Genomic DNA, 19,920 nt, shown 5'->3' with positions numbered 1-19,920 from the left:
CGGCGCTGCCGGGAAGGGGGAGACCGTGCACTCGATGGCAGGGCCTGAGAACGGCACAGAGGGCCATGGGGTGGGCGTGGACCGAGATCGACGGCGCGCCTGGAACTGTCGATTCGAAGATCACGTAGGGTACAGCGGCTTGACATGCCTCGCAGGGTGAGGCCGCCGAGTTCCATTTGTTTTGACCACAGCGAATGAGGTAGGTACGCTCAGACCTTGTGCCTGGGGTGTGCCCTGGCTTTCGTGCGTGCCTTCAACCGCATGGCGAGCCGACACCGGCCACCGAAATCTGCGCCCTTTTCGCCTTGCGGCGAAGGTCTGCGGGATTCGACACACCCGACCGCGTGGGTCGGCGACGTTCCAGGTTAGCTGTACCTATCGGCACACAGAAACCGGAGAAGTAGTGCCTACGATCCAGCAGCTGGTCCGTAAGGGCCGGCAGGACAAGGTCGAGAAGAACAAGACGCCCGCACTCGAGGGTTCCCCTCAGCGTCGTGGCGTCTGCACGCGTGTGTTCACGACCACCCCGAAGAAGCCGAACTCGGCCCTGCGTAAGGTCGCGCGTGTGCGTCTGACCAGCGGGATCGAGGTCACGGCCTACATTCCGGGTGAGGGACACAACCTGCAGGAGCACTCCATCGTGCTCGTGCGTGGTGGCCGTGTGAAGGACCTGCCCGGTGTTCGCTACAAGATCATCCGCGGCTCCCTTGACACCCAGGGTGTCAAGAACCGCAAGCAGGCCCGCAGCCGCTACGGCGCCAAGAAGGAGAAGTAGAAATGCCTCGTAAGGGCCCCGCCCCGAAGCGCCCGGTCATCATCGACCCGGTCTACGGTTCTCCTCTGGTCACGTCGCTGATCAACAAGGTGCTGCTGAACGGCAAGCGCTCCACCGCCGAGCGCATCGTGTACGGCGCCATGGAGGGCCTGCGCGAGAAGACCAGCAACGACCCGGTCATCACGCTGAAGCGCGCGCTGGAGAACATCAAGCCGACCCTCGAGGTCAAGTCCCGCCGTGTCGGTGGTGCGACGTACCAGGTTCCGATCGAGGTCAAGCCCGGTCGCGCCAACACCCTCGCGCTGCGCTGGCTCGTCGGCTACTCCCGCGCCCGTCGCGAGAAGACCATGACCGAGCGTCTGCTCAACGAGCTTCTCGACGCTTCGAACGGCCTCGGTGCGGCCGTCAAGAAGCGCGAGGACACGCACAAGATGGCCGAGTCCAACAAGGCCTTCGCGCACTACCGCTGGTAGTCGCTACCCACATCGAGACCGAGAGAAGACTGAAGCCTTATGGCTACCACTTCACTTGACCTGGCCAAGGTCCGAAACATCGGGATCATGGCCCACATCGACGCGGGCAAGACGACCACCACCGAGCGGATCCTGTTCTACACCGGTGTGTCCTACAAGATCGGTGAGGTCCACGACGGCGCTGCCACCATGGACTGGATGGAGCAGGAGCAGGAGCGTGGCATCACGATCACCTCTGCTGCCACCACCTGTCACTGGCCGCTGGCCGACGTCGACCACACCATCAACATCATCGACACCCCGGGCCACGTCGACTTCACCGTCGAGGTGGAGCGTTCCCTGCGCGTGCTCGACGGTGCCGTGACGGTGTTCGACGGCGTCGCCGGCGTGGAGCCCCAGTCCGAGACGGTGTGGCGTCAGGCGGACCGCTACGGCGTTCCGCGTATCTGCTTCGTCAACAAGCTCGACCGGACCGGTGCCGAATTCCACCGTTGCGTCGACATGATCTCTGACCGCCTGGGCGCTCAGCCGATCGTCATGCAGCTCCCGATCGGTGCCGAGGCCGACTTCAAGGGCGTCGTCGACCTGGTCACGATGAAGGCGTTCGTGTGGTCCGCCGAGGCCACCAAGGGCGAGATGTACGACATCGTCGACATCCCGGCCACGCACACCGAGGCTGCCGAGGAGTACCGCGGCAAGCTGATCGAGGCCGTCGCCGAGAACGACGAAGAGATCATGGAGCTGTACCTGGAGGGCGAGGAGCCTTCCGTGGAGCAGCTGTACGCCGCGATCCGTCGTATCACCATCGCGTCCGGCAAGTCCAAGGACACCACGGTCACCCCGGTGTTCTGCGGCACCGCGTTCAAGAACAAGGGCGTCCAGCCCCTGCTCGACGCGGTCGTGCGCTACCTGCCGTCTCCCGTTGACATCGAGGCCATCGAGGGCCACGACGTCAAGGACCCGGAGACGGTCGTCAAGCGCAAGCCGTCCGACGAGGAGCCGCTGTCGGCTCTGGCCTTCAAGATCATGAGCGACCCGCACCTCGGCAAGCTCACCTTCGTCCGGGTGTACTCGGGCCGCCTGGAGTCCGGCACGGCCGTGCTGAACTCCGTCAAGGGCCGCAAGGAGCGCATCGGCAAGATCTACCGCATGCACGCGAACAAGCGTGAGGAGATCGAGTCGGTGGGCGCCGGCGACATCGTCGCCGTGATGGGTCTGAAGCAGACCACGACCGGTGAGACGCTCTGCGACGACAAGAACCCGGTGATCCTGGAGTCCATGGACTTCCCGGCGCCGGTCATCCAGGTCGCCATCGAGCCCAAGTCCAAGGGCGACCAGGAGAAGCTGGGCATCGCGATCCAGCGCCTGGCCGAGGAGGACCCGTCCTTCCAGGTCCACTCGGACGAGGAGACCGGCCAGACCATCATCGGTGGTATGGGCGAGCTGCACCTCGAGGTGCTGGTCGACCGTATGCGCCGTGAGTTCAAGGTCGAGGCCAACGTCGGCAAGCCGCAGGTCGCCTACCGCGAGACGATCCGCAAGGCCGTCGAGCGCGTGGACTACACCCACAAGAAGCAGACCGGTGGTACCGGTCAGTTCGCCAAGGTGCAGATCGCGATCGAGCCCATCGAGGGCGGCGACGCCTCGTACGAGTTCGTGAACAAGGTGACCGGTGGTCGTATCCCGAAGGAGTACATCCCTTCGGTCGACGCCGGTGCGCAGGAGGCCATGCAGTTCGGCATCCTCGCGGGCTACGAGATGACGGGCGTCCGCGTCACGCTCATCGACGGTGGCTACCACGAGGTCGACTCCTCCGAGCTCGCCTTCAAGATCGCCGGTTCGCAGGCCTTCAAGGAGGCCGCGCGCAAGGCCAGCCCTGTGCTCCTTGAGCCGATGATGGCCGTCGAGGTCACCACGCCCGAGGACTACATGGGTGAGGTCATCGGCGACATCAACTCCCGCCGTGGCCAGATCCAGGCCATGGAGGAGCGGGCCGGTGCCCGCGTCGTCAAGGGCCTCGTGCCCCTGTCGGAGATGTTCGGCTACGTCGGCGACCTCCGCAGCAAGACGTCGGGTCGCGCAAGCTACTCGATGCAGTTCGACTCCTACGCCGAGGTTCCGCGGAACGTCGCCGAGGAGATCATCGCGAAGGCCAAGGGCGAGTAACGCACCGCGTTCCCACGCCTTAGGCTTGACTCCGGAGCCTCAAGGGGCAAACAGCCACAATCCTGGATGTTTGCCCCGGGTTCCGGGCTTTCCAGCAAAGATCACCTGGCGCCGATGAAGTAAGGCGTACAGAACCACTCCACAGGAGGACCCCAGTGGCGAAGGCGAAGTTCGAGCGGACTAAGCCGCACGTCAACATCGGCACCATCGGTCACATCGACCACGGTAAGACGACCCTCACGGCCGCCATTACCAAGGTGCTGCACGACGCGTACCCGGACCTGAACGAGGCCACCGCGTTCGACAACATCGACAAGGCGCCCGAGGAGCGCCAGCGCGGTATCACCATCTCCATCGCGCACGTCGAGTACCAGACCGATGCGCGTCACTACGCCCACGTCGACTGCCCGGGTCACGCGGACTACATCAAGAACATGATCACCGGTGCCGCGCAGATGGACGGCGCGATCCTGGTGGTCGCCGCCACCGACGGCCCGATGCCGCAGACCAAGGAGCACGTGCTCCTGGCCCGCCAGGTCGGCGTTCCGTACATCGTCGTCGCCCTGAACAAGGCCGACATGGTGGACGACGAGGAGATCCTGGAGCTCGTCGAGCTCGAGGTCCGTGAGCTCCTCTCCGAGTACGAGTTCCCGGGCGACGACCTGCCGGTCGTCAAGGTCTCCGCGCTGAAGGCGCTCGAGGGCGACCCCGAGTGGACGCAGTCCGTCCTCGAGCTGATGAAGGCCGTCGACGAGAGCATCCCGCAGCCCGAGCGTGACGTCGACAAGCCGTTCCTCATGCCGATCGAGGACGTCTTCACGATCACCGGTCGCGGTACGGTCGTCACCGGCCGTATCGAGCGTGGTGTCCTCAAGGTCAACGAGACCGTCGACATCGTGGGCATCAAGCAGGAGAAGACCACCACCACGGTCACCGGCATCGAGATGTTCCGCAAGCTGCTCGACGAGGGCCAGGCCGGTGAGAACGTCGGTCTGCTGCTCCGTGGCATCAAGCGCGAGGACGTCGAGCGCGGCCAGGTCATCATCAAGCCGGGCTCGGTCACCCCGCACACCGAGTTCGAGGCGCAGGCCTACATCCTGTCCAAGGACGAGGGTGGCCGCCACACGCCGTTCTTCAACAACTACCGTCCGCAGTTCTACTTCCGTACGACGGACGTGACCGGCGTTGTGACCCTCCCCGAGGGCACCGAGATGGTCATGCCGGGTGACAACACCGAGATGACGGTGGAGCTCATCCAGCCCGTCGCCATGGAAGAGGGCCTGAAGTTCGCCATCCGTGAGGGTGGCCGGACCGTGGGCGCCGGCCAGGTCACCAAGATCAACAAGTGATCTTGAGCTGATCCGGCCCGGGTCTCCGACCTGGTAGCTGTCGGAGGGGCCCGTACGACTTCGGTCGTACGGGCCCCTTCGCGTTGTCCGGGGGCGGTGACCTGTGGGTGACGGACCCGGGACGCCATTCATTCCGCACCGGCGGAGGCTCCAACTCCTCGGTGGCGAACGGGACGTGGCGGGGCACATGGCGGGGCTCGTGACGGGATGGCGGGGCTTCCGACCGCTTCGGTCGACGTCAACGCGACGGCCATGAAACACACCGTGACCAAGATCGGCGTCCATCGGTTGATGTTCCGGAGGGCGGATCCGACGGTGGTGCTGCAACGGCTCCTGAGCGACACGGGAGGGCGGCCGGCGCCGTACCCGGGTCCGCCGGAGAGTCGGCGGCAGTAGTACGGCGAGGGGTGGGACTGTGGGGGTCCGGTCGGTGGCCCGGGGGCGAAGGGCCTGGCGTCCTCGCCTGCCGAGAAGCAGGCGTCGGCGAAGGCCATCGAGGACCACATCGAGCAGGACACCCGCAAGGCCGGGTGCTGGGCGGACGACGAGACCGCGGCGGCGGTGAAGACCTTCGGTACGCGGGACGGGGACGGCTGGCTGACCTCGTCGGCCCTGCGGAAGGCCCATGAGAGCTGGGGCGACCAGGTCAAGAACCTGATGGACCGGCTGGGCGCGGAGAAGGAAGCGCTGCGCGGTACGAACGTGGTCCTGACGAGCACGGACCTGGCCGTGGGGTCGACGCTGCGGCAGATGTCCGCCCTGGACCGGTACTGAGGGGGCACGGCCGGGGATGCCGACGTACCACGAGATCATGAGCACCGACCTCTCCGCACTCACCGCCGCGGCCGAGCGCTGGGACGGGACGGCGGGCGAGTTCGCGAAGCAGGAGAGGGCCTACCGCCGGGATGTGTACGGCATCTCGCTGGGCGTCGCCTGGACGGGGATGAGCGCGGAGGCGGCGCACGGACGGTTCGACGTCACGCTCAAGGAGTTCCGGTACGCGCAGACGGAGGCGAAGGCGATCGCCTCCCTGCTGCGGGACGCGCACGCCCAGTTCGTGGAGCTGAAAGGCCGGCTGACGGCGGTGCGGCGGGAGGCGATGGCGGCCGGGATGCGGGTCTCGGACCGCGGCCTGGTCTGCGTCGACGAGCACCACGCCGGGGACTCCCCGACCGACGCGGACCTGCGGTCCTGGCAGGACCGGATCGACAAGGCGGTTCGGGACATGACGGACGCGGACACAGGCGTCCAGATCGCGCTGACTGCGGCGGTGGTCGACTCGGACCCGCTGGTCGGGGGCCGGGGCTTCAACGGCAGGGCGATGGGGGACGTCGAGAAGTACGAGGCGCTGGAGGCGGAGGGTGCGCTGGAGAAGCTGAGCCGGGGCGGGCATCTGTCGCGGCGTGAACTGGCGGAACTGGAGCGGGTGTTCCGTGACAACTCCGAAGACGAGGCGTTCTCCCGCACGCTGCTGGACGATCTGGGTACGAGGGGCACGATCAGGCTGACGAACGAACTGAACGACCTGATCCACGTCCGGGGCGGGGCGGCCGCGCATACGTACTCCACGATTGAGTCGGGCCTCGCGGACACGCTGGCGACGGCGACGCGGGATACGGACTCGCCCTGGTACCAGGACTGGCGTGCCTCGATGAGGCAGGCAGGGACCGAGCACTGTGCGACCGATGCGCAGGGGGAGCGGCTGGACAAGGCGGTGGGATATCAGTCGCTGGTGACCCTGATGGGCAAGGGGCACGGGTATGCGCCGGAGATGCTCGAGGATCTGACGGACGACATGATCAGAGCGGAGCGGCAGCATCCGGGGATCTGGCAGCTCAAGGGCGAGTACGCCGGGAAGCGGGGCGGCTGGTTCGCCAACGACCCGGTGGACGGGATGCTCGGCATCATGAGCCATGAGCCGAGTACGGCGGCGCACTACCTGGGCTCGGACGCGCACATGAAGTACCTGATGCAGGAGCGCGACTGGAAGGTCACCCTGCATAATCAGGGGACCTCCAAGGCGGGCACGTACGCGGCCGGGCTCGACGGGGACGACCGAGCGGGCTTCGGAGCGGCCCTGCAGGCGGCGGCAACGGGAATCGACCCGGCTGACAAGCATGCGCACTATGTGGGTCACAGGCATGCGAATGATGTGGTCTTCAAGTTGGCGCTGGGTTATTTGGCGGACCGGGGCGACGACTTCCCACCATCGCTGCGACAACCCATGGCCGGCATCCTGGTCAACCATGGCGCCACGGTCCACGCGTCCATGAGCGAGATCGACATCGAGCACTCGCCTCTGCAGCAGGACCAGCTCTTCGAGGTGGTGAAGCAGGTGTCCAAGGACAAGGAGGCCTACGGCACCCTGAACGGAGGGCTGAACCAGGCGATGGTCGCGAACATCCACGGCGACCATTCCAAGTCGGCGGATTCCCTGACCCGAGCCGGCCGGACGGTCGGCTTCCTGGAGGAGGCGCGGATCCAGGCAGCGGGATCCCCGAAGTCCGCCGAGTTCGAGACCAAGCCGTTCTTCGACAAGGCGATCAGTTATATCCCAGTGGTCAACGACGATGTGCAGGCTGGGTTCGATTACGTCACCGACCAGTGGCTCGCTGATGAGCAGAAGAGACTCGATAACCAGCAGTCGGACGACAACATCAAGGCCTACTCCGCGAGGAACGGGCAGTTGATGGCGCTTGCAAAAGAGTGGGAGAAGGTGCATCACGTGGGCGAGAACCCGTACTACGATCCCAAGGAGGAGATTACTAGATCTTCGCAGGCAGGAATTGCGCACGCAGCCGGAATGTCTGGGGAGCGGCCGAGGTGAGGGCACTCTTTCGCATCAGTTTGCTGGGGCTCGTCATGCTGTCTCTTGGCGTCTTTGAGGTTTCCTGCAACCAGGCGGATGAAAACGAGATTCCGGAATCAGTCTGCGGAACGTCAATCGATCCGGATCTTACGCGCATGCTCGTGAAATCTACCGATGACCTGCATGAATTCGATCGTGTCGATCGGGCCGAGGCAGTCACCGGCCCCTGTGTGCTGCTATCAAGGCATGACCCGGTCCTCGAGTTTCGCTTTTCGTGGGACAAGAGTGCCACGGACCTCATGTATCTAGCTACGGGGAGTGGCTCAACCTCGCAGATCGCACAACCTCGTAGCGTCCACTCTGCCTCGAAAAGCGTGATTGGTGCCGATGGTGCGATTTCTCAGGCTCCCTGTAAAACCAAAGACGGCAACTACTTCACCCTCACCCTCCAGCTGCCCCAAATCAAATTGACGGACCAAACCCACCGCAGCGACATCGAAAAGTTCATGCGGGCCTACTTCCCGGCCACCCTCAAAACCCTCGGCTGTGCCTGAGGCGTTGTTCTTCATGGGGCGGTCAACGGTTGCTCATTGGCAGGTCGGCAACCGTTGAACGTCGGCGCTGGGGTCGGGGTACCGAAGCGGTCTCGGCTGCTCGGAGCTGGGGACGGCCGTCAAACACGCCGCGTTGGGGGCCATGGCGGGCAAGCACTCCCTTCGCCGACACGGACCAGATCCTGAGCGGCCGGCCGTCGCCCGGGCCCTTGACCGCATCGGACTCGGGCACCAGGCCCGCTTCACTCATGAAGTGGTGTCCCGGCGGTGCCCTCGCTGCCAGGAGCACAACATCGTGCGGGAGGGCGACTTCGTCTGTGTCTTCTGCGACGGCGATCTGCCACGGACTGGAATGTCGACCCCGCAGGCCCTGGGCGTCCCTCCGCGTAAACGCCTCGTCTCGTCGTCGGTGACACTCCGGGCGCGGCGGCCGTCGGTGCAGCCCGAAATCCGTCCGGTAGCTGCCCTGATCCCGGGTTGGGCAGGGACCTGGTCCTCGGTTCGTCGGTCAAGGCAACTTCACCGGCAACCCAGGAGCCGTTAAAGAAAGACCGGGAGCGGCAGCCCAAGTGCCCCTTGCAGTAGAGGCGTTGTTAGCGTGACGCGAGCACGCCAGAGACGCAGACGGGGGTTGGCATCATGGCAGGAAGTGGCGGCGAACAGGCCGTGGGAATGCAGCTCAACCAGTACCCTGCCGACCCCGGCGGTGGCGGATCGACGGGCGGCGGCCAGAAGGATCTCGCATCGTCGCCCGCCGAGAAACAGGCCGCGGCGAACGCCATCGAGAAGAACATCGAGCCCCACACCCGCACGGCAGGGGCGTGGGCGGACGACGAGACGGACTCCGTCGTCAAGGCGTTCGGAGCCAAGGACGGCCACGGGTGGCTCACCTCCGGAGCCGTGAGCACGACCCACAAGACGTGGGGCGAGTCGGTCCAGACCCTCATGACCCGGCTGGCGGGGGACAAGGGCGCACTGCGCGGCTCCAACACCGTACTGACGGGGACGGACACCGGAATCGGGGGCGGGCTGCTGAAGCCGTCGCCCATTACCGCGTACTGACCGCTTGGCCGCCGTATCCGCCATCGCTTCGCTCAACGGGGAACCATGCCGACCTATCACGAGATCCTGACGACCGACCTGTCCGCGCTGACCACCGCCGCCGAGCGGTGGGACGGCATGGCGACGAAGTTCCACGAGCAGGAGATCGCCTACCAGCGCGATGTGCACGGGATCTCCCTGGGGCCGACCATGCAGGGGCTGCACGCGGACGCCGCCAACGCACGTTTCGGCATCACGCTGAAGGAGTTCCAGAAGGCCCAGACGGAGGCGAAGGCGATCGCCTCGCTCCTGCGTGACGCTCACACCCAGTTCGTGGACCTGCGCAAGAAGCTGGAGTCGGCCCGGGACGACGCCATTGCCCAGGGGATGAAGGTGTCGGACCAGGGCGTGGTCTCGTACGACACCGGGAAGCTCAGCCAGGGCGACCGTCAGGCGCTGGCCCACGACCCCGACTACCAGGAGAGCATCCGCACGTCTGTCGCCTCCTGGCAGGCGCACGTCGACCAGCGCGTGAAGAACGCGGACGACGCCGACAAGGGTGTCGAGATCGCCTTCAAGGCCGTGGGCGTCGACTCCGACATCAACGACGGCACATTCAACGGCTTCAACGGCAAGGCCCAGGGCGACATCGAGAAGTACGAGGCGGACGAGGCCAAGGACATCGCGAAGCGCGTCGACGACGGCAAAGCCTCCGCCGCGGACTACAAGGAGCTGCAGCGCCTCTTCCACGACAACTCCGGCGACACGGCGTTCAGCCAGACCCTGCTGGACGACCTGGGGGCCAAGGGCACGCTGCAGCTCTCCAACAGCCTCGACGGCCTTGCCCATGACGGCGACAAACAGCACGGCGGCCAGTACCTGGACATTCAGAAGGGCCTGGCCACCACGCTCGCGACCGCGACGAAGGACCCGGACTCGGACTTCTACAAGAACTTCCGTGCGGACATGCGGAAGGCCGGAACCGAGCAGTTCAAGGTCGACGGCCTCAGCCCCATCCCGGACGAGAAGGCCCGCGGGTACCAGAGCCTCGTCACGCTGATGCAGCAGGGGCACGGCTACTCCGGGCAGTTCCTGAAGGACACCGCGGACGACATCCGGCACGCGGAGGAGTTGTACACGGCCCAGGGACACACCGAATCCATCTGGGGCCTGCGGGACAAGTTCAGCGGCGAGGACCGGGGCTGGTTCGCCAACGACCCGCTCGACGGCGTGCTGGGCATCATGTCCCAGGATCCCAAGCTCAGCACCGAATATCTGGACCCGGCCCACAACGACCATCTCGAGTACCTGCTCCACGAGCGGGACTGGGACACCGTCGTGGACCACTACGCGACCCCGCCCGGCGGAACGACGGTCGGCATACCCGTCATGGCGGAGGACGGTGACGTCCGCAAGGGCTTCGGCGCGGCCCTGGAGGCCGCCACGACCGGCGAGACGCCGGGCGGCTACCACGCGATCGACCGGCATACTGAGCCGCAGGCCCGCATCCTGCAGCAGACGATCAACACCCTCTACACCGACAAGCACGCCCAGGATCTGCCGAAGAACCTGGTCACGCCGTTGGCCCACATCCTGACGTCGTACACGCCCGACACGCACGAGACCTACGCGGAGTCGTCGTCGAAGTACGACATCGACTGGGAGGGCACGGGTTCCGTCTGGAGCGACAAGGACGGGGCGCACATGGCGGTGGGCCACCAGCGTCTCGCCGCCGTCATGCGGGGCGTCGCCAACGATCCGGAGGCGTTCGGCCATCTCTACGGGGCCGAACAGCAGTACTCCCACCACGTCCTGGACGGGATTCCCGCTGACGCCGGCGACAAGACGATCCGCGACCGCATCGTGGAGTCGTCCCGTGCCATGGGTGCCTACGACGGCATCCGGTCGGACATCATCTACGACGAACGGTTCAAGAAGACGCAGTGGGCCGCCGACTTCAACCACGGGCTCGGTACGTCCCTCAGCACGGCGCTGGTGTTCAACCCGGTGAAGGACCTCAGCCCTGTGGGAGACCTCAGCACGAAGGCCCTCGACGTGTGGGCGTATGAGTCCAACAAGGAGCACGTGGCCGAGGCGAACCTCGCCGCCACCGAAGCGAACGCCAAGACCTACGACGCGGGCCAGCACGACGTCGACAAGATGGTCAGGGCCTGGGCGGACAGCCGCGGCCATGCCGTCGACAGCGACTGGACGAAGGACTACGTCCACGCGGGCCAGAACGACTACGAGCACGGCCGTGACCGCACGCTGAGCACCCTGCGCGCGGACCGCTGACGCGGCACGGAACGGCCCCGACAGAATGAGCACGATGCAGACGAAATCCGGGTTCCGACGTATACACGCCGGGTGGTACGCAGGGGTGTGCCTGCTGGTTCTGGCGCTTCTGGGGCTTGTGCTCTACGGCACGGGGACGTTCGACTCATGGCGTGACGACCGCTCACTGGACCGGGCCTGTGACGGCACTCTGGCCCAGGGCGGGCTCCAGGCGGCTCTGCACTCGTCGCAGCCGAGCGCCGGCGAGGAGGGCGGCAGCGGCTACCTGACCGCCTGCACCGTCCACGGCTCGGGATCCGGGACCCAGCGCAGCACCCTGGAGCTGAAGCTGCGGTGGAGCACCTCAGGGGCCCCCTCCGACACCCTCACCTGGTACAACGCGGACTACAACGGAGTGAAGCCGCAGGCAGCCCCGCTCGGCCACGGCTGGTCCGGTGTCCTCAGGTACGACGGCGGCACCTACCAGGCCATGGTCGCGCTCGACTGCGTGAACCAGAAGAGCAAGGCCCTGGTCGCCTACGGTGACCTGCTCGGTACGTCGAACAGCACGACCCTGACCGGCCTCGGCCGGGTGACGACCGAGACCGCCCGGGAGGCAGCCGAGAAGTACGGGTGTCAGGTGAAGGCCGGCAAGCGACTCACCGGTGTGTCCCCAGCACGGCTCGGCAAGCCGGACACGGCCAAGCCCTTGCAGCAGGCTCAGGGGTCCTGTGTCGCGCTACGAGGTACGGCGGCGGAAGAGAGCAGCCCACCGGAGATCATGGAGTACCCGGCCGACACGGAGGCTCCTCAGACCAACTGCTACCTGGTCACAAAAGCCCAGAAGCCCGGCTACGGCCTGTACGCGTACTACGGTGCCGCCGCCAAGGACTTCGAGTCGGTTGCGTTCGCCCACAGTGACAACGACTATGCCTGGGCGACCGCCAAGTGCCCCCAGTCCACGCAGGAGGCGGTGTTCGCGCTCTATCGCCTCTATGACAGGGACACCGACAGCTACCCGGTCCCGCACTTCTCCGCCTCGTTCGCCGAATCCGCCCTGAAGGCGTTCGCCGGCCACGAGGCGAAGCAGCGCGGCTGTACCGACGTACGGATCATGTCCCAGCGGTGAAGCAACCGAGGCGGATGGCCGGCTCCGGGCGGGTCGGCTTTCAGCGTTCGCGTTCCCAGGTCCGCAGGACTGCCAGGGCGTAGGCGATCCGTGCGCCCAGGGCAGGAGGCGGCCGGCCCGGCGGGTGATCCGAGCCACGGGGGCGCCGTCGGCCGTGCGAGTGCGACGTCGTAGACGTCCGGAGCGGTGGGACGCACGCAACAGAACGGGCTGTCGTGCGCTCCGTCGTGGATCCAGACAGGTACGGGCGCCTGGCGGCTCCAGCGCTGAGCGGTACGGGGGGCGTGGCCCGCCGTCTCGCGTGCTGCGGGAGTGCCGCCGCTGCGATCGCCGAGCCAGGCCCGGGCGCCCGCAGCTCGGCGACCAGATCGGCCGTTCTCAACTGCCTGTCCTGGGAGGACAGTTCCCCGCGCCTCCGCCGTCCGTGTGCCTCGCGGGCCGGCGCTCACCCGGCTCCGGGCACCACCCGGTCGGCGGCCGCCGCTTCGGCCGGTCAGGGAAAGCGGCGCCATGCCGCTCACCTCCGTGGCTCACACGAGTGGCATGTGGGTTGCGCTTCGTGAAGATTTCGTTGCACAGCGGAGCGGCTGCCGGGAGATCCACTGTTCGGCATGGGCGTGTGGACACGCCGCACCACGACGGCTCACTCGAGGAACGACGAAGGGCACGACATGACAGATCCAGGCCGCTCGGTGCGGCGTTCATCCCGGTTCGGCGCAGCCTCGCTCGCCGCGGTGGCCGCACTGCTGGCGGCGGGCCTGTCGCTGCCGGCGTCCGCGGCCGCGGTGCCCTCCGCCACCGCCGTGGCCACGGTTGCCGCCGACGGCGCACCGGCCGGTGTCAAGACGCTCTCCACGGGATGGCAGACGCCCTGGGGCATCTCGTTCCTGCCGGACGGACGCTCGGCGCTGGTCACCGAGCGGCTGTCATCGGAGGTCTACCTCCTCGACCGGGACGGCTCCCGCAAGCGGGTCGGCGCGGTGCCGTACACGGTGCCCGAGCCCTACGACGAGGGAGCGGGCGGGCTGCTGGGTGTCGCTCCGTCACCGACCTGGAACGGCAAGACGGACAAGCGGGTGTTCTTCATGCACACCACGCAGACCGAGACCCGGGTCGTCAGGATGGACTACGACGGCACGTCGCTCAGCAACTACAAGGCGGTGCTCACCGGAATCAGGCGGGGCGGGGACCACAACGGCGGCAGGATCGCCTTCGGTCCCGACGGATACCTCTACGTGACGACCGGCGACGCCCTGCAGCCGAAGCTCGCGCAGGACAAGAGCTCGATCAACGGAAAGATCCTCCGGATCACCAAGACCGGCGCACCGGCCCCCGGCAACCCGTTCGGCAACCACATCTACAGCTACGGCCACCGCAATCCGCAGGGCCTGGCCTGGGACCGCAACGGCCGGCTGTGGTCGGTGGAGATCGGCGACCAGAAGTCCGACGAACTCAACCTGATCAAGCCGGGTGGCAATTACGGCTGGCCCTCCTGTGAGGGCTCCTGCGCCGCCAAGGGCATGACCAGCCCGAAGGCCACCTTCTCCCCGGAGCAGGGCGTGCCCGCTCAGCTCACCGTCGTCAACAACGTCCTCTATGTGTCGGCGCTCCGCGGTCAGCGGCTGTGGCGCGTCCCGATCGACGGGGACAGCGAGCGCGTCGGCACGAAAACCTCCTTCTACTCCGGCCAGTACGGCCGGCTGCGCGCCATCGCCCGGGTCCCCGGCACGAACGAACTGTGGCTGGGCACGAGCGACCTCGGATACGGCAAGGACAAGATCCTCCGCGTGTCCGTCAAGTGAGAGAAAGGACGTACCACCCATGAACGACGCCACGGAGCAGCTGCAGCCGCTCGAGCAGATCCCCTCGACCGAGCCGGACGGCGCCACCTGGCAGGCGCCCGCCTACGAGATCGTCGACACGGCTCTCGAGGTCACCGCCTACTCCCTCAGCTCCCGCTAGCGCCGCGGCAGGCAACGTTCGCCCCGTCGCGACGCCCGGCACGCTCCCCCAGCGGGGGTACCCCCACTCGCCGCACCGGCCGAAAGCCCGAGTACGTCCAGTACGAGGGCTTCCGGCCGGCACGCCGAGAGCACGCACCGGACGCCGCTCCTTGACGGGCAAACGTTGCCTGCCGCGGCACTGGCCGGGCCCGCTGCCGGTTCCCGGCACCGCCGCCGGTGGTGGCATCCGGCGGTGGCATTCCGGCCGTGGAGGCGCGCGTGCCCCGGACGCTCCGGGGCACGCGCGCTCGGCGTTCGCGTTCCCAGGTCCGCAGGACTGCCAGGGCGCAGGCGATCCGTGCGTCCAGGTGCCGGGGCGTGAGGCGGTGGGTCCTGCTGATGCCCCGGTAGTCCAGGACCGTGCCCGCGACAGGCGTACGCCGGCGGGTCCGGGTCGGTCGCCTGAACGAGGCGTCGTCCGCGGTGCCGTCGAAGAACGCGTCCCCGAGCGCTGCGCAGCCGGTCCGCCCCGGCCTTCGATCCGGCCCGTGTTTGACGTGCGTCACGCCCGGGGTATTCTCTCCGGCTCGATTGGCCAGGCCCCCGGCCCATATGGCAGACTGTCGGAGTTGCTCGGTCGAGTGTTGATGCTGTGCGCCTCCCGCCGGGAGGACCGGAAGCGAGTCCCACAGTACTCGTCGCCCTAACTGCCTGCGGGCAGCACTGGGGCGGACGTACGGGAATCTTCCGGGAAGTGTGGTGCAGCACCGACCAGGCGCCCGGTGGGCCTTTCGCCCTCGGCTTGCGGTTCCGGAAGGGCCGTGTGCATTCCCCGCAGGGATGTTCGAACAAGGGACATCTGTGTCAGCGGGAGCGCGACACGCCCGACCGCGTGGGTCGGAGAGCGGCAGTACGGAACACCGGGTTCCAGAGCGTAAGAAGAGACAGGACTACTGAGTAGCCATGGCGGGACAGAAGATCCGCATCCGGCTCAAGGCCTACGACCACGAGGTCATCGACTCCTCGGCGAAGAAGATCGTCGAGACGGTGACCCGCACTGGTGCGTCGGTCGCGGGCCCGGTGCCGCTGCCCACTGAGAAGAACGTGTACTGCGTCATCAAGTCGCCGCACAAGTACAAGGACTCGCGCGAGCACTTCGAGATGCGCACGCACAAGCGCCTGATCGACATCCTCGACCCCACCCCCAAGACCGTTGACTCTCTGATGCGACTCGACCTCCCGGCCGGTGTCGACATCGAGATCAAGCTCTGAGGGTCGGTGAGCTGAGAATGGCTAAGCAGATCAAGGGCATCCTGGGCGAGAAGCTCGGCATGACGCAGGTGTGGGACGAGAACAACCGTGTTGTTCCGGTCACCGTCGTCAAGGCCGGCCCCAACGTCGTCACCCAGGTCCGTACGAACGACACCGACGGCTACGAGTCGGTCCAGATCGCCTTCGGCGAGATCGACCCTCGCAAGGTGAACAAGCCCCTCAAGGGTCACTTCGCCAAGGCCGACGTCACCCCGCGCCGCCACCTCGTCGAGATCCGTACCGCTGACGCCAGCGAGTACACCCTCGGCCAGGAGATCACCGCCGAGGTGTTCGAGGCCGGCATCAAGGTCGACGTCACCGGCAAGAGCAAGGGCAAGGGCTTCGCCGGTGTCATGAAGCGTCACAACTTCAAGGGCCTCGGCGCCGGACACGGCACCCAGCGCAAGCACCGCTCCCCCGGTTCCATCGGTGGCTGCGCCACCCCGGGCCGTGTGTTCAAGGGCCTCCGCATGGCGGGTCGCATGGGCAATGAGCGGGTCACCACCCAGAACCTGACCGTCCACGCCGTTGACGCGGAGAAGGGTCTGCTGCTCATCAAGGGCGCGGTTCCCGGTCCGAACGGCGGCCTCGTCCTGGTCCGCACCGCGGCCAAGGGGGCCTGAGGTAACCGATGAGCACTGTTGACATCCTTTCGCCGGCGGGCGACAAGGCCGGTTCCGTCGAGCTCCCCGCGGAGATCTTCGACGTGGAGAAGATCAGCATTCCGCTGATCCACCAGGTCGTCGTCGCGCAGCTGGCCGCTGCCCGTCAGGGCACCCACAAGACCAAGACGCGTGGCGAGGTCCGCGGCGGTGGCAGGAAGCCGTACCGCCAGAAGGGCACCGGTCGCGCCCGTCAGGGTTCGACCCGCGCGCCGCAGTTCGCCGGTGGTGGCGTCGTCCACGGCCCGCAGCCGCGTGACTACTCGCAGCGCACCCCGAAGAAGATGAAGGCCGCGGCCCTGCGCCACGCCCTCACCGACCGGGCGCGTCACAACCGCATCCACGTCGTCTCCGGCGTGGTCGAGGGCGGCAACCCGTCCACGAAGGCCGCGAAGAGCCTGTTCGGCAAGATCTCGGAGCGCAAGAACCTGCTCCTGGTCGTCGAGCGTGCCGACGAGGCCGCGTGGCTGTCCGCCCGCAACCTGCCCCAGGTCCACATCCTGGAGCCGGGCCAGCTGAACACGTACGACGTTCTCGTCTCGGACGACGTGGTCTTCACCCAGGCCGCTTTCGAGTCCTTCGTGTCTGGCCCCAAGGCCGCTGACACCGAAGGGAGCGAGGCCTGATGGCTACGCGTCACCCGAGCATTGCCTCGAAGGCTGCCAAGCTCGCCAAGGCCGCGCGCGTCGCCAAGGCGAAGCGCCACGCCACCGAGGGCAAGAACACCGTCGAGACCCCGCTGAGCAAGTCGTACACGGACCCCCGTGACGTCCTGCTGAAGCCGGTCGTCTCCGAGAAGAGCTACGCGCTCCTCGACGAGAACAAGTACACGTTCATCGTCGACCCGAACGCCAACAAGACCCAGATCAAGCAGGCCGTCCAGGCGGTCTTCTCGGTCAAGGTCACCGGGGTCAACACGATCAACCGCCAGGGCAAGCGCAAGCGCACGAAGACCGGCTTCGGTCAGCGTGCCGGCAGCAAGCGCGCGATCGTGACCCTCGCCGAGGGCGACCGTATCGACATCTTCGGCGGTCCGACCGCCTAAGGGCGGTCCGGATCGTCCGATATCGGACGAGGACTGAGAAATGGGAATCCGCAAGTACAAGCCGACTACGCCGGGCCGTCGTGGCGCCAGCGTCGCCGACTTCGTCGAGGTCACGCGGTCCACGCCGGAGAAGTCGCTGGTCCGCCCGCTGCACAGCAAGGGCGGCCGTAACAACGCCGGTCGTGTGACCGTTCGCCACCAGGGTGGCGGACACAAGCGCGCCTACCGAGTGATCGACTTCCGTCGTCACGACAAGGACGGCGTGCCGGCGAAGGTCGCGCACATCGAGTACGACCCCAACCGCACCGCGCGCATCGCGCTGCTGCACTACGCCGACGGCGAGAAGCGCTACATCCTCGCCCCGCGCAACCTGCAGCAGGGTGACCGCGTCGAGAACGGTCCCGGGGCCGACATCAAGCCGGGCAACAACCTGGCCATCCGCAACATCCCGGTCGGTACCACGATCCACGCGATCGAGCTCCGTCCCGGTGGCGGTGCCAAGTTCGCCCGCTCCGCCGGTGCCTCCGTGCAGCTGCTTGCGAAGGAGGGCTCGATGGCCCACCTCCGCATGCCGTCCGGCGAGATCCGCCTCGTCGACATCCGCTGCCGCGCCACCATCGGCGAGGTCGGCAACGCCGAGCAGAGCAACATCAACTGGGGTAAGGCCGGCCGTAAGCGGTGGCTGGGCGTTCGCCCGACCGTCCGTGGTGTCGTCATGAACCCGGTTGACCACCCGCACGGTGGTGGTGAGGGCCGGACCTCCGGTGGTCGCCACCCTGTGTCCCCGTGGGGCAAGAAGGAAGGCCGTACTCGTTCGCCCAAGAAGGCGTCGAACAAGTACATCGTCCGCCGCCGCAAGACGAACAAGAAGCGCTAAGGACGGGTTGAGATGCCTCGTAGCTTGAAGAAGGGACCCTTCGTCGACGACCACCTGATCAAGAAGGTGGATGTCCAGAACGAAGCCGGTACCAAGAACGTCATCAAGACCTGGTCCCGTCGCTCGATGATCGTCCCGGCCATGCTCGGCCACACGATCGCGGTGCACAACGGCAAGACCCACATCCCGGTGTTCGTCACCGAGTCGATGGTCGGTCACAAGCTCGGCGAGTTCTCGCCGACCCGCACCTTCCGGGGCCACGTCAAGGACGACCGGAAGTCGAAGCGCCGCTAGTAGCGGATCGCATTCAGACACGTAAGTAACTGAGAGGGACAACCATGGAAGCCAGGGCCCAGGCGCGGTACATCCGCGTTACGCCCATGAAGGCCCGCCGCGTGGTGGACCTTATCCGTGGCATGGATGCCACGGAGGCTCAGGCTGTTCTGCGATTCGCTCCGCAGGCAGCCTCCGTGCCGGTCGGCAAGGTGCTCGACAGCGCCATCGCCAACGCCGCGCACAACTACGACCACACCGACGCCGACAGCCTCTTCATTTCCGAGGCGTACGTCGACGAGGGTCCGACCCTGAAGCGGTTCCGTCCGCGCGCCCAGGGCCGTGCCTACCGGATCCGCAAGCGGACCAGCCACATCACCGTGGTCGTCAGCAGCAAGGAAGGAACCCGGTAATGGGCCAGAAGGTAAACCCGCATGGGTTCCGGCTCGGTATCACGACCGACTTCAAGTCGCGTTGGTACGCCGACAAGCTGTACAAGGACTACGTCAAGGAAGACGTCGCCATCCGTCGGATGATGACGTCCGGCATGGAGCGCGCCGGTATCTCGAAGGTTGAGATCGAGCGCACCCGTGACCGCGTGCGGGTGGACATCCACACCGCTCGTCCGGGCATCGTCATCGGCCGCCGTGGCGCCGAGGCCGACCGCATCCGCGGCGACCTCGAGAAGCTCACGGGCAAGCAGGTCCAGCTGAACATCCTCGAGGTCAAGAACCCCGAGACCGACGCTCAGCTGGTTGCCCAGGCCGTTGCCGAGCAGCTCTCCTCCCGCGTCTCCTTCCGCCGCGCCATGCGTAAGAGCATGCAGTCGGCGATGAAGGCCGGCGCCAAGGGCATCAAGATCCAGTGCGGCGGCCGCCTCGGCGGCGCCGAGATGTCCCGCTCGGAGTTCTACCGCGAGGGCCGCGTGCCCCTGCACACGCTCCGCGCGAACGTGGACTACGGCTTCTTCGAGGCCAAGACGACCTTCGGCCGCATCGGTGTGAAGGTCTGGATCTACAAGGGCGACGTCAAGAACATCGCCGAGGTCCGCGCCGAGAACGCTGCGGCCCGTGCGGGTAACCGCCCGGCCCGTGGCGGTGCCGACCGCCCGGCCCGTGGTGGCCGCGGTGGCGAGCGGCGCGGTCGCAAGCCGCAGCAGGCTGCCGGCGCCGAGGCCCCCAAGGCCGAGGCTCCCGCGTCCGCTCCGGCTGAGAGCACCGGAACGGAGGCCTGACCGAA

General features: G+C 66.8%; 21 protein-coding genes. All 21 read left to right on the top strand.

The annotated features are described in order from the left end of the window. Positions 1–403 precede the first annotated feature (403 nt). The 21 genes from rpsL (at position 404) to rpsC (ending at position 19,915) form a co-directional block, all read left to right on the top strand. Positions 404–775 carry a 30S ribosomal protein S12 gene (gene rpsL / locus ACIRU3_RS01895; protein ID WP_003948652.1) on the top strand — a complete coding sequence of 124 codons (372 nt, stop codon included), beginning with the start codon at positions 404–406 and terminating at the stop codon, positions 773–775. 2 nt (positions 776–777) lie between these two features. Next, positions 778–1,248 carry a 30S ribosomal protein S7 gene (gene rpsG / locus ACIRU3_RS01890; protein ID WP_005481264.1) on the top strand — a complete coding sequence of 157 codons (471 nt, stop codon included), beginning with the start codon at positions 778–780 and terminating at the stop codon, positions 1,246–1,248. 39 nt (positions 1,249–1,287) lie between these two features. Next, entirely contained in the window at positions 1,288–3,414 is a 2,127-nt protein-coding gene (gene fusA, locus ACIRU3_RS01885) for an elongation factor G (RefSeq protein ID WP_404049935.1), read from the top strand. A 155-nt stretch (positions 3,415–3,569) separates the two neighbouring features. Then, positions 3,570–4,763 carry an elongation factor Tu gene (gene tuf / locus ACIRU3_RS01880; protein ID WP_404049933.1) on the top strand — a complete coding sequence of 398 codons (1,194 nt, stop codon included), beginning with the start codon at positions 3,570–3,572 and terminating at the stop codon, positions 4,761–4,763. Positions 4,764–4,970: 207 nt separating this feature from the next. Next, positions 4,971–5,159: a hypothetical protein gene (locus tag ACIRU3_RS01875; RefSeq protein WP_404049930.1), complete on the top strand. Its 189-nt coding sequence runs from the start codon at positions 4,971–4,973 to the stop codon at positions 5,157–5,159. A 165-nt stretch (positions 5,160–5,324) separates the two neighbouring features. Continuing rightward, a complete protein-coding gene (locus tag ACIRU3_RS01870; protein WP_404049928.1) occupies positions 5,325–5,537 on the top strand; it encodes a hypothetical protein in 213 nt (70 codons plus the stop codon). Positions 5,538–5,574: 37 nt separating this feature from the next. Next, a complete protein-coding gene (locus ACIRU3_RS01865) occupies positions 5,575–7,590 on the top strand; it encodes a hypothetical protein (RefSeq protein ID WP_404049925.1) in 2,016 nt (671 codons plus the stop codon). Further along, entirely contained in the window at positions 7,587–8,126 is a 540-nt protein-coding gene (locus ACIRU3_RS01860) for a hypothetical protein (protein ID WP_404049923.1), read from the top strand. Before ACIRU3_RS01865 ends, ACIRU3_RS01860 begins: the two co-directional genes overlap by 4 nt. A 639-nt stretch (positions 8,127–8,765) precedes the next feature. Beyond that, complete coding sequence (locus ACIRU3_RS01855; protein WP_404049920.1) at positions 8,766–9,188, top strand: hypothetical protein; 423 nt, start codon at positions 8,766–8,768, stop codon at positions 9,186–9,188. A gap of 45 nt (positions 9,189–9,233) precedes the next feature. Next, positions 9,234–11,462, top strand: coding sequence for a hypothetical protein (locus tag ACIRU3_RS01850; RefSeq protein WP_404049918.1), 2,229 nt, complete (start codon positions 9,234–9,236; stop codon positions 11,460–11,462). An 85-nt stretch (positions 11,463–11,547) separates the two neighbouring features. Further along, positions 11,548–12,570 (top strand): hypothetical protein, encoded by a 1,023-nt coding sequence (locus ACIRU3_RS01845; RefSeq protein WP_404049916.1) that lies wholly within the window; start codon positions 11,548–11,550, stop codon positions 12,568–12,570. Positions 12,571–13,241: 671 nt separating this feature from the next. Continuing rightward, positions 13,242–14,372 carry a PQQ-dependent sugar dehydrogenase gene (locus tag ACIRU3_RS01840; protein ID WP_404049913.1) on the top strand — a complete coding sequence of 377 codons (1,131 nt, stop codon included), beginning with the start codon at positions 13,242–13,244 and terminating at the stop codon, positions 14,370–14,372. A gap of 19 nt (positions 14,373–14,391) precedes the next feature. Beyond that, complete coding sequence (pqqA, locus tag ACIRU3_RS01835; protein WP_404049911.1) at positions 14,392–14,532, top strand: pyrroloquinoline quinone precursor peptide PqqA; 141 nt, start codon at positions 14,392–14,394, stop codon at positions 14,530–14,532. Positions 14,533–15,476: 944 nt separating this feature from the next. Further along, on the top strand, positions 15,477–15,785 hold the full coding sequence (gene rpsJ, locus ACIRU3_RS01830) for a 30S ribosomal protein S10 (RefSeq protein WP_003948644.1): 309 nt from the start codon (positions 15,477–15,479) through the stop codon (positions 15,783–15,785). 17 nt (positions 15,786–15,802) lie between these two features. Further along, the gene (gene rplC / locus ACIRU3_RS01825) at positions 15,803–16,447 is read left to right on the top strand and encodes a 50S ribosomal protein L3 (protein WP_123991105.1); all 645 of its coding nucleotides are present in this window, start codon (positions 15,803–15,805) and stop codon (positions 16,445–16,447) included. An 8-nt stretch (positions 16,448–16,455) separates the two neighbouring features. After that, positions 16,456–17,112, top strand: coding sequence for a 50S ribosomal protein L4 (gene rplD / locus ACIRU3_RS01820; protein WP_404049908.1), 657 nt, complete (start codon positions 16,456–16,458; stop codon positions 17,110–17,112). Then, positions 17,112–17,531: a 50S ribosomal protein L23 gene (rplW, locus tag ACIRU3_RS01815; RefSeq protein WP_404049905.1), complete on the top strand. Its 420-nt coding sequence runs from the start codon at positions 17,112–17,114 to the stop codon at positions 17,529–17,531. Before rplD ends, rplW begins: the two co-directional genes overlap by 1 nt. Positions 17,532–17,571: 40 nt before the next feature. Continuing rightward, complete coding sequence (gene rplB / locus ACIRU3_RS01810) at positions 17,572–18,408, top strand: 50S ribosomal protein L2 (protein ID WP_404049902.1); 837 nt, start codon at positions 17,572–17,574, stop codon at positions 18,406–18,408. 12 nt (positions 18,409–18,420) lie between these two features. After that, a complete protein-coding gene (gene rpsS / locus ACIRU3_RS01805) occupies positions 18,421–18,702 on the top strand; it encodes a 30S ribosomal protein S19 (protein WP_003948639.1) in 282 nt (93 codons plus the stop codon). 44 nt (positions 18,703–18,746) lie between these two features. Beyond that, the gene (gene rplV, locus ACIRU3_RS01800; RefSeq protein ID WP_003974262.1) at positions 18,747–19,094 is read left to right on the top strand and encodes a 50S ribosomal protein L22; all 348 of its coding nucleotides are present in this window, start codon (positions 18,747–18,749) and stop codon (positions 19,092–19,094) included. Then, on the top strand, positions 19,094–19,915 hold the full coding sequence (rpsC, locus tag ACIRU3_RS01795) for a 30S ribosomal protein S3 (protein WP_066995710.1): 822 nt from the start codon (positions 19,094–19,096) through the stop codon (positions 19,913–19,915). Before rplV ends, rpsC begins: the two co-directional genes overlap by 1 nt. The last annotated feature ends 5 nt before the right edge of the window (positions 19,916–19,920 follow it).

The organism is Streptomyces sp. NPDC101151 (genome assembly GCF_044768335.1).
In the GTDB taxonomy this organism is placed as follows: Bacteria; Actinomycetota; Actinomycetes; order Streptomycetales; family Streptomycetaceae; genus Streptomyces.
Note: the sequence above shows the minus strand (reverse complement) of the source record. Positions and strands in the feature narration are given on the sequence as shown.

Excerpts from the sequence above, each read along its gene's own strand:
- rpsG (WP_005481264.1), top strand. The coding sequence starts at position 778 with ATGCCTCGTAAGGGCCCCGCCCCGAAGCGCCCGGTCATCATCGACCCG.
- fusA (WP_404049935.1), top strand. The coding sequence starts at position 1,288 with ATGGCTACCACTTCACTTGACCTGGCCAAGGTCCGAAACATCGGGATC.
- ACIRU3_RS01875 (WP_404049930.1), top strand. The coding sequence starts at position 4,971 with ATGGCGGGGCTTCCGACCGCTTCGGTCGACGTCAACGCGACGGCCATG.
- ACIRU3_RS01865 (WP_404049925.1), top strand. The coding sequence starts at position 5,575 with ATGAGCACCGACCTCTCCGCACTCACCGCCGCGGCCGAGCGCTGGGAC.
- ACIRU3_RS01855 (WP_404049920.1), top strand. The coding sequence starts at position 8,766 with ATGGCAGGAAGTGGCGGCGAACAGGCCGTGGGAATGCAGCTCAACCAG.
- ACIRU3_RS01850 (WP_404049918.1), top strand. The coding sequence starts at position 9,234 with ATGCCGACCTATCACGAGATCCTGACGACCGACCTGTCCGCGCTGACC.
- ACIRU3_RS01840 (WP_404049913.1), top strand. The coding sequence starts at position 13,242 with ATGACAGATCCAGGCCGCTCGGTGCGGCGTTCATCCCGGTTCGGCGCA.
- pqqA (WP_404049911.1), top strand. The coding sequence starts at position 14,392 with ATGAACGACGCCACGGAGCAGCTGCAGCCGCTCGAGCAGATCCCCTCG.
- rpsJ (WP_003948644.1), top strand. The coding sequence starts at position 15,477 with ATGGCGGGACAGAAGATCCGCATCCGGCTCAAGGCCTACGACCACGAG.
- rplC (WP_123991105.1), top strand. The coding sequence starts at position 15,803 with ATGGCTAAGCAGATCAAGGGCATCCTGGGCGAGAAGCTCGGCATGACG.
- rplD (WP_404049908.1), top strand. The coding sequence starts at position 16,456 with ATGAGCACTGTTGACATCCTTTCGCCGGCGGGCGACAAGGCCGGTTCC.
- rplW (WP_404049905.1), top strand. The coding sequence starts at position 17,112 with ATGGCTACGCGTCACCCGAGCATTGCCTCGAAGGCTGCCAAGCTCGCC.
- rplB (WP_404049902.1), top strand. The coding sequence starts at position 17,572 with ATGGGAATCCGCAAGTACAAGCCGACTACGCCGGGCCGTCGTGGCGCC.
- rpsS (WP_003948639.1), top strand. The coding sequence starts at position 18,421 with ATGCCTCGTAGCTTGAAGAAGGGACCCTTCGTCGACGACCACCTGATC.
- rplV (WP_003974262.1), top strand. The coding sequence starts at position 18,747 with ATGGAAGCCAGGGCCCAGGCGCGGTACATCCGCGTTACGCCCATGAAG.
- rpsC (WP_066995710.1), top strand. The coding sequence starts at position 19,094 with ATGGGCCAGAAGGTAAACCCGCATGGGTTCCGGCTCGGTATCACGACC.